Here is a 9096-nt window from a genome sequence, read left to right as displayed (position 1 = left end):
CTGGCAGTTATAGTACCACTATGTCCAAGGTTAAGAGGAACGGCGTCTGTGCCAATGCCGCCGTCAGCTGATTCGAGGATAATATCCTTGCCGATTATAACATAGCGGTCATTCGCGCCAGGGAGATCACCTGCCACAATATTGCCTGCGATCTTCAGCCGCACATTGTCTTCTGCACGAATATAGTTTAGTGCCACGTTTGCCTCTGATCCCAGGTAGGCGAAGCTGCCGGAGGTAGCTGTCAACAAGCCGCCTGCTTCAACATTAACTGGTTTGCGCTGGGTAATGTTAATGGTCTTAGCAGCATTATCAATTACAATGTCTGCCCGCTCGGCGGCAGCTAACGCTACTTTCTGCTCTGGTGTCAGATCTTGCGGCATGATATTGGCACTAATCACGATTGGCGCAAGATTAGCACCAATACCTTTGCCGGCGTCTAGGGTGACATGCTTGCCCTTGACATTAGGTGTTTTTACAATTGGCACGGTATCAGTCAATTGTTTTAAGGCGCCGGGTGCTAAAGAGATTGCCAGTTCACGATCTGACCAACTAGAGCCTTTCAGCAGAGAAGCCTTTTCCGACTCAGTTAAAGTATACGTAAAATTGTCTGCATATTGGCCGTTGTTCCATTTGTCTACGCCAGCTTCAACAAGCTGTTCATACTTGGCTAATTTCGCTGCGGCAAAATCAGCGGTATTAATACCTTGAGCCTTCAGGGCAGCTTCTTCGCCATCAGCAAAGACATATTTTCCATCGACAATGCTAGACTTCAGCTGCCAATATGTCTGGTAGTCCAAATTCTTACTATTAATATAACTATGGATGGTTTGATCCTGTTTGGCTTTGTTATCGTCTGTATCAGCGCGTAGTTGCAACGAATCCCAGTAGTTGGTAAGCTCGTCCCAGGTGCGCCGGTCAAATTGCTCATCGGTGTTGTTGTCAATCATCTGGCCGGGTGTCTTCAATTTGACATTGCCAGTCTGCGATTCCACCGTATCAATGAGCAGGTTTCCGGCATCATTCTTGCCTGTCCAGGTCTTGTTTTCAATATTGATATCTTTCAAAGCATATACCTTGAGACCATAATCTGGATTCAGATAATCTGTAGTATTACCGGTTTTGACAACCAGCGGAGCAGACTCGCCACCAATAGCGCCGTTATTGCTGGTAAGTTCGATTCGCAGGCCACGAACATTGGAAATTGTTGCAGCATTAGCGATATTGCCGTCAGCAGTTAAACGGAGTGTGCCTTTATCGGCAGTAACTGTGCCCAGCTTGAGGTCGCCCAGTACCTGGGTTACATTGACGCTGCCATTGCTGGCAGAGGCGTTGAGCGTGCCATCGATGATTACGGCTCTAACAGCCTCATTTTTGCTGCCGACACTGCCGCCGGCATTCAGAGTTAAGTTGCTCGTACTAATTAACGCCGAGCTGTCAGCCTGTATAATATCCTTGTTCGTGGTGATTTTGGTATTGCCTTCTTTGTTGCTGAGCACTCCTTGCAGCAAGACATTGCCGTCGTTGCCGCTAACCGTCAATTCGCCTTGATTTTGACCAAAGAATTCGATGCCGATTGGGTTGGAAGCTGAAACAGAATATGTGGTGATGTTCTTGTTGGGGGTGGTCAAAGTATAATCTTGATAATACGTTCCCGCGATGCCCAACGTATACCATTTCCGTTTCGTCCATTCCTTGATCAGATTGTATTGGGCTTCACCAGCTTGAATGACTTGGGTATGCCCATTAGGAGAATCACTGTCAGCAAATGGTTTATTGATTGAGAGGTAAATGCCGTTCGGCAGTGGCGTCTCCTGCCCATAGACTATTTTAGTAAGGGTGCTGTCGTTTACCAACGAAGTACTATAGGTAATTCCGAATACATCTTTCTTTTCATAATGATAATACTTGGTGACAGAAGAATCTGTGCCGGTCGTCCAGTTGTAATACATATTATCCAGCGGCTGGTAAATCAAAGTTCCTCTTTCGCCGTTTTTCGTGTAATGATAGCCGGATGTTGCTTTCTGCACACCGTTTTCCGTAACCGTAACATTACCACGCGAGCTTGTATAAACAGTCTGAACGTTGCGGCCGGTGTCGGTAATGTCAATCACGCCAGCGTTTCCTTCGCCAGTGTTGAGATTTTGCAACACAATATCCTTGCCGGAGTTATTAGTAATGCTGATCTTGCCATAACCGTCCAATGCCCGGATTTTACCGGTGCTTGCTCCGCCGGCGGCGGTATTCATGATTTGTCCGTGAAGCTGCACCAGTCCGCCGTTAACTTCGACGCCGCCAACCTCAAAGCGGTCTTCGCCAGCATTATACATAACATAGCCTTTTTCACCGATGTTGCCGCTATAGCCGCTCACCACCGAATACAAGCCGTTGCTGCCAGGATTATTCTTATAGTAATTCTGCGCCTGTGTCAGGGTCATAGTAGAACCATTGACAGACACTCTAATGTCATTACTATTTTTAAGTGTCAGCGTCCAATCGGCGATGCCGCTCTGAATCAGGCCATTGACATTGATATAGCGCGCGCTGATAAATATGTTGCCATTGGCGATAATGCCGCCCGGCTCAGCCGTTCCTTTCTTTATTTGTTCCGGGTCGCCGCCAATATGGGTAAAGCCATCGACATAACTTTGAACAAAGTCGCCATTGGCGGCGTCGATATCAACAGTACCGGCGTTAATCGAGCCGTTAGAGTAAATGCTGCCCTTATTGCTGCGGACCTGGACCGAACCGTTGAGATTGGAGATAAGGCTGTTTTGCGCAAGGGTAATATCCGGTGCGACACCGATCGCAACATACTTGCCGGTACCGGTGCCATCCTCTTTCTTTAATTCTACTTTGTGTGAATCCGGATTAAATGTGCTCTCGATCGTGATGCTAGGCTTAGGTGTATTGTATTTTGTTTTGATCTCAGCAAAGCTGGTATTGAAGTCGGCATTGCTCTTCACTAAGGCGCCGTTAAAGAATATCGAGCCGCCGTCGCGGACAGTGAGATCCTTTACAGTCAGAAAAGCCGGGCTGTTGTTGGTAATATTGATTTTCGCATCGCCATGGGCCAGCAGTTTACCTGTACCAGTCAGGTTATCGGCACTAATCCTAATATCCCCAAGACGTGCGGTAATCGGCTTAAGAGTGATGAAGTCGGCAGTTGGTCCATCAGGGACCTCATCAGACAAACTACCACTAAGAATCGCTGCACGTAAATCAACAATCGCAGCCTCCAGTGCTGTCTGCTGGGTAGTCAACGCCGTCAACTTGCTACTCTCGCTGGTGTAGATTTCATCCACTACTGACAGGGCAATTTCTGAATTCCATGTACTGTTAGCCGAGATAATGGCTTTTTTAGCATTTGTGAGGTCTGTTTGGGCTGTATTTACAGCTACTTCCGCTATGCTGACTCTGTCAAAATAGTCAATAGCCTGCTCATAGCGCTTAATCAGCTCGTTATCAGGAGTTTCCTTCATTAATTCGTCTGCTATTTTTGCTTCTGCGTCGGCTTTGTCTATAGGTTTTTGTTCAGCAGTGAAATTTGCTGTGTTATTGATATAGCTGTTCAATGTTTCCGTCGCTAGGTTAAAATCATCAGTTATTTGTTGCAAAACTTCGTTTTTTGCATCGCGATCTGCTACCAGACCGCGATAGGTTTCGGCCTCAGAGACAACAGTTTCCTGCTTAGACACTTCAACATCAATACTAGATTTAGTAGTTTCCATCTGCTTCACGGTTGCTTCGGCAGACTCCTTCGGACTGATCGCGCCACTTCCCGCACTGGTGCCGGGAACAAAGACCTTGCCACCGCCGGTGGTATCCCAGGAAGCCAAGCCCATTTTCACCATTTTTTCCTGCAGAAATAAAATCTCAGCATCATAAGCGGCAACAGCCTTTTCGTCACCGGAATAAGCAGCTCTAAGCTGACGCAGCTCGTTTATACGGTCAGTCATGCCCTCGCTAATAGCTCTATTGCGCTCAATGCTATACGTAACGTTTTCTCCTGCAAGGGTTTCCGGATCATAAAGCCAGTAATAGCCGCCATTGCCATCTGACTGATAGCTGCCGCCAAAACTGAGTTCCTTCACCCGTTTCAAGCCTGTTTCAACAGTACCTGTGGTGTTGACAGCGACATCCGCCGTACCGGCAGTGGACTTAGAGCCGCCTTTGATATCCAAGTTGACATCACCGCCGCCAAACAAATTACTGATGGCGCTGCCGACTTCCGCCAGTCCTTCTCGATACAAGTCCTTGCCTACCCCGGTATAAGAGGCATTCATGGTGCCTTTATCAGCCGTCAAGTATATGTCGTTGGCGCTGCCCACATAGCCGTCAATAGTCAAGGTGCTGTCACTAATGATATTGGCCTTAGGATCAGGCTTGCTGTTGATAGGAACAGCAGTCTTGTTCCAAAGGTTAACGACGGCATTGGCATTTATAGTCCCGCTTGCACCGGACGTATTTCTGCCGACAGCTAAATGGACATCTTTATCAGCGATTATCTTAGCGCCTTCAGCAATGATAACCTGGTTATTGCCCTCAAATTCGCTGTAGGCCGTACCAGCCGGCGCACCAGCAACACCGTAAGCATCGGCAGCTACGCGGTTATCCAAATTTGCATTATTTTTGCTGCCAACCCTAATCTCGCCAGTATCACTAGTTATTTCTGCATTGCCGATGGCCACTTTCGTATTCCCCTTAGCCTTGATACGGCTGTCGACATCGGCGGCAGCTATAGCGCCACCAGCATTAATACGGGCTTTATCAAATAGCGTCATATCGCTTTCGGCATCAGCCGTAAATGAGCCGACTGTGCCGCCGCGCCCGACAGTAAGTTTGCTGCTATTACCGACCGTTATAATGGCAGTATGGGTAACATGGATGTCACTATCCACCGCTGCACCGGTGGCAACACCACCAGCGGCGGCGGCCAGATTCCAGTCAGCTTTGTCACCGCTGCCGCCAATCCAGTCTTTAACGCTATTATTCGACGCTTTAAGAATGGTGTCGCTCTTGGTAGCAGTAGTTACATTATTGCCAATTGCAACCACGGCATCCGTATTGATAACATGTTGGGCAATAATGCCGCTGGCACCCAAGGCAGAGGCATTAAGTCCGTTAGCTGTTGCGTTGAACTTAGTTGTCCGAGCAGCATTAATTGCCAGAGTATTTGCAGTCAGCTTAGCACCGTCCGCGAGCGCGGCCTGGGTGGAGCCGTTAGCGCTGGTCTTGACTACCGTAGCAGCGCCGGACACGACACCACCGCTACCGGCAATTGACTCAGCAAAATTGTCGTCCATATCTTTGGCTGTTATGCCAACATTCGCGGCAGTCAGTTGTCCGCCAACAGTAGCTGCTGTGTCGGTATTGGCTCTGGCCTCCGCAACACTGGCTCCAGCTGCGTAAAAACCACCGACAACAGCTGTTGCTTTGGCGTTTTGCTTGGTTTCGGCATCAGCCTCAACTTGGCTGTTGCCAATGACAGTTGCCGTACCGCCACTGCCGATATAACTGTTCACTTGTGTACCGCTGTCAGCAGTTGCGACAGTGGCATTGGCACCGATCAAACCACCGCCTGCAGCAACAGCATTAGCATCACTGTTTACCGTTTGATGCGCCTTGACCAGCAGATTACCACCGACAATAAGCTCATTATTGGCGCCAATACCGGCTGTCAGTTTCGGCGTGTTCGTCGCCTTGGCTACCGATGCGCCGACAGCTAGGCCACCGACATTAAGACCAGACGCATCCGCATCGGCAGTAGCTGTGCCGGTTACCTGCACTGTTACGTTGCCGGTAGTCTTGATTTTAGTGTCATCAGCAATTAACGCCATACTTGTTGGGTTGACGACAGCGGTCGCTGCCGAACCCGAGCCTGCACCAACCCCGGCAGCGCCAGCGATCGCCTTGGCCTTGGCTGTAGACTGATTATCTGCGCTAATCTGCAGCGATTTCACTGTCTTGCCTGCGGTCTGCCCGACTTTACTGCCGGTTCCGGTATATGCCTGATTAATTCCGGTAATTTCCGCTTGTGCCACAGATGCTCCCGCGCCGACAAAGCCGCCGGCAACGACGATGGCTTCTGCGCTTACATCACCTTTATAGTCGGCTTTGATACCGACTGCTCCGGCCTGTTCGATGCTGGCATTATCTCCAAGGGAAGAAGCGGTACCGCTCTCGTCTTTAACCAGCACAACCGTAGCACCTAACCCGGCAAAGCCAGCGGTGCCGCCTTGGGCTTTGGCAATTACTTGATTATCGGTATTGGCGTTCACATTGACTGCGCTGCTACTGGTACTGGTTACACCAGAATCAGCACCGATATATGCCTTTGTCGATCCTTTCAGACTGACATCAGCGACCGAGGCGCCCAGCGATAATCCTCCCCCAATTGCAAGATTAATTGCTTGGGTATTAATATTGTTTTGGCTTGTCGCCTGATAGCCAACCCCTTGCGCGGTTAGCTTTGCCACATTGCCGCTCGCTGCCCGCACATCGCTGTCATCGTCTACGATAGCAACCGCCGCGCCCAAAGCACCGAAACCGCCGCCTACGCCGGCAGTTGAATTAGCTGTTGTCTTCTGCTGCCAATCAGCGAGTGTGGTCAGCTTGCCAGTAGCCTTGATCTCAGCCCCACCACCTATAATGGCAGTCGTATCATTGTCGAGGCTCAGCACAGTCACCGCAGCACCGGCCGCGGCAGCGCCGACGCTCGCGCCTGCTGTCGTCGCTGTTAGCTGCAAATGGTCACGGGCGTTGAGTGCGACGTCTTTTCCTGCGATAATTTTCGCACCTTCACGAATCGTTGCTGAGGTACCAGTTGCTAAAGGTTTCTTGTTGACAACATCAGACACAGAGATTTTATTCGTCTGTTTACCAATCGCGTCAGTAGCCTGAGCAGCAATATTGTTTCCGTTTTCATCAGTATAAGTATAGCTGCCAATCATCGACTTAACTTGATCGTTTTTTGCTTTATTATCAATGTCACCTGTCGCACTGCCGTTTGTATTGAGATATGCCTTGTGTTCATCGGTCAGCACTCCGCCGAGACTCAGCACCGAGACACTGCCGGCCACACCGACAACTCCGCCGCCAGCGCTGACAGTACCGACGGTAATATCCTTTGTCGCCAAAGCATTAACCGCTACATCCTGACTTGCGGTGACCTCCGCGGCATCGATATAAGCAGTTGTATTGCCGCCAATAATATTGATATTAAAGCTTCCTGCCAAACCACCAACTCCGATGCCGGCAGAACCAGATGCCGAGAACAACTCCTTATCGTCAACAGCAGTCACGTTGACATCCTTGGCTTTAGCTTTTACGTCGCTGCCAATATGGGCTTCCGTATTGGCGGTGATAATGTTTGCCGCCACTGCCCCGGCCACGCCGACAAAGGAGCCGCCGCCAGCTGCTACCGCGTCCGCAATTTTTTCCGTGCTTACCGCTTCAACTGCCAAGCCTTGACTGTTCTTTTTGGTTTTGGTATCTGCTCCGGAATAAACGGAATGGTTAGCACCTGCCGTTTTGCCCAGAGCTTCCACTTGAGCCCGGTCACCGATATAAGCCTGGGTATCTTTGTTGATAACCGCGACATTTACAGAACCGCCGACACCACCGCCGAGGATGGCAAAGCCAACCCCGCCATCCATGACGGCAAAATTGGTGTCATCATTGGCGGCAAGGCGCAGGTTGTTATCTGCCTTGATAACAGCCTTGTCAGCATCTGTAGCAGCATCTTCAATATAAGCTTTAGTTGTATTATTGATAACATTCACCGACAACGCACCGGCGACGCCGGCATTAAGGCCAGCTGCACCAGCCGCAGTAACTGAGAAAATGTTTTCAGCAGCATTGGCATTGACCGCGATATCCTTTTTAGCTGTCACTTGCGCCGCTTGAGCAATATAGGCTTCGGTATCCGCTGTCCGTACGGCGGTATCATTGCCGAGGCCAACGCCGGCTGTCCCGCCGACGGCTACCGCACCGGCGGTAGCCAAGCGGTGGAAGTCGCTGCCTGCAGCAACAAGCACTGACTGGTCGGTGTTGATATCCGCCCCCCGGTCAATATACGCCTTGGTCGTGCTGTCAGTAACCCCGGCACTTAGCGATCCCTGCACGCCGGCTGTGCCGCCGCCTGCCGCACCGACAGCGCCGGAGCGAATGGAGTCTAGTGAAACGGCGCTGACTGCCACGCCGCTAACCGACTGTTTTTCTGCTATAACCGGGTTCATTGCAGATACGATGAACGTAAGTTCATCAGCAGCGTCTTTGTCAAGGTTTTTAGTATCAGGTGTAGCAATTTCATTTGTTCCTGGCGTATAGTCATTATCAGCGACGAATTTGCCATTGGCAACCTGCACCGCCGCCCCTTTGCCGTCTGCCTGAACTAAGGCATTTTTGCCGATATGCGCGTCTGTGTCCTTGGTAATCACGTTAACATCAGCCGCGCCGCCGACACCGGCAGTCCCCCCTACTGCGACATTCCCTGCCAACAGATTGACTGTCGTCGCGTCTTGAGCGGAAACGGCGACATTACCTGCAGCATGAACATCGGTAGAATCGCCGATATAACCGCTGGTCTTGTTAGAAACCACATAGACAATTCCCGAACCGGCTACTCCTGCTGTACCGCCTCCGGCTGCGCTTGCTGCCGCAGCGGTGATGCTTTCACTGGATTGCGCATCAACAACAACATCTTGCCCGGCATTTACAACTGTTTTATTACCACTGCCCGAATTCTTGATTGACGCTTCCGTATCCTTGTTGATGACTTCTACGACCGCTCCGGCACCTACGCCGGCGGTACCGCCGAAGCTGACCGCGCCGCCGAAGCTGCCGATGGTTGTATCATCACTGGCGTTAATCTGTACGCTCTTGCCGCTGGTTAATTCTGCGCCTGTATCAACAAAGGCCTTGGTCTTGACATTGACAGTCTCAACCACCGAAGAACCGGCCACGCCTGCGGTACCGCCGCCAGCGCCGCCAGCAGCTATTGTATTGAGATTTTCTGTAGCCGCAGCCGAGATAGTGGTATCCTGACCGGCATTCACAATGACATCTTTGCCAATTCGAGCCTGTGTCTCCGCCCGG

The 9096-nt window shown here is 50.6% G+C and carries 1 protein-coding gene; it reads right to left on the bottom strand.

The genetic code is table 11. The features are described 5' to 3' along the window. Positions 1-9096, bottom strand: a 9096-nt coding sequence (locus AC29Z1_RS02260) for a beta strand repeat-containing protein (RefSeq protein WP_488269834.1), incomplete at both ends; no start/stop codon positions are given.

It is taken from the genome of Sporomusa sp., from assembly GCF_057736855.1.
This window is presented reverse-complemented; position numbering and strand designations above follow the sequence as displayed.